Raw genomic sequence first — 1,049 nt, 5'->3', positions numbered from 1 at the left:
GCCTTGTACGCCCTCCAGCTTGGCCTGAAGGGCGGTCTTTTGTTCCCGCAGGGCCTTGGCCTGGGCTTTGATCTCCCTGGCCCGGCTCATTTTTTACTCATATCCGTCCGGGGCGCCCGGAGGTCTGACGTGGTATACGTGCCGTCCCTGGGCCGGGTGTAGTACCCCTGGGTGAGCTGCCGCAGGTCCCGCATCTCTCCCAGCATCTGACGCAGGAGTCCCAGCTCCCGGGCGGCGGCAGAGTCCCCACGGACAGCCTGCGCCTGCCGGTCCTCAATGGCCAGCCGCAGCCGGACCGCCGCCTCCCGGTAATCGTCCGCCAATTCGCTCAGCGATTTCATGACATCATACGACCTCCTGCCTACACCAAAACACAGATCTGACCGGCGTATGCATCCTCACACTTCAGGACGAGGTCTCCGGTGGAGCTTTCGTAAGTCACATCCGTGCATCTGACCGCCCACGTGTTTACGCTGAGGGCCCCATCCACCTGATGGAACAGCTGGAAGGCCCGCAAGCCGTTTTTCATGCCATGTGTACCAGACTTGATGCGCAGTGCGTTGCCGCTCCACTGGCCTGAGGTGAATGAGATGGTTTTCCACAGGCGACCCACCTGATCATCCATGTCGTGCAGGGCCTGATCCAGAATATCCATGTTCTCATTCAGATCGGAGATCAGAACATTATCGCTGTCCCCTGGCTTTTTGAGGTTGTAATACGTGGTCCTTGTCACGGCAGCTCTCCCTCCCTAACATCCTTCCATGTCTTTGACGCCAGTTGGCCCCATGTATAAGCCCTGAGTTTCTGCCATTGGTGGAAGAGATACTCATAAACAAAGCTCAGGTGTGCTGGCTTGATCTCGTTGATGGACGCCGTCAGATCATCAATGTTGGGTGGGACTCCCAGGACAGAAACAAACTTCACCGTAAAGCAATAGGTGTCCTGATGCTCCACCACCTCGACCTGACCGTTTGCAAAAGAGGCAGCCACCGCCTGGATCAGTTCCACCGTGGGTGTTCCCTGTCCCCGCAGCTTGGAGATCACCCTGG

Annotated in this window: 3 protein-coding genes; all 3 read right to left on the bottom strand. The window is 58.0% G+C overall.

Translation table 11 applies throughout. The features are described from left to right. Nucleotides 1–86: 86 nt before the first annotated feature. The gene (locus B5F94_RS15915; protein ID WP_087331564.1) at nt 87–341 is read right to left on the bottom strand and encodes a hypothetical protein; all 255 of its coding nucleotides are present in this window, start codon (nt 339–341) and stop codon (nt 87–89) included. 20 nt (nt 342–361) lie between these two features. Further along, nucleotides 362–733 carry a hypothetical protein gene (locus tag B5F94_RS15910; protein WP_087331562.1) on the bottom strand — a complete coding sequence of 124 codons (372 nt, stop codon included), beginning with the start codon at nt 731–733 and terminating at the stop codon, nt 362–364. Next, the coding region (locus B5F94_RS15905; RefSeq protein ID WP_143383342.1) for a putative phage tail protein at nt 730–1,049 on the bottom strand (320 nt) is incomplete at its 5' end. The genes B5F94_RS15910 and B5F94_RS15905, both read right to left, overlap by 4 nt.

It is taken from the genome of Flavonifractor sp. An4, from assembly GCF_002161755.1.
Classification (GTDB): Bacteria; Bacillota; Clostridia; order Oscillospirales; family Oscillospiraceae; genus Flavonifractor; species Flavonifractor avicola.
Note: the sequence above shows the minus strand (reverse complement) of the source record. Positions and strands in the feature narration are given on the sequence as shown.

Coding starts and splice junctions, on each gene's coding strand:
- B5F94_RS15915 (WP_087331564.1), bottom strand. CDS start 341: ATGAAATCGCTGAGCGAATTGGCGGACGATTACCGGGAGGCGGCGGTC.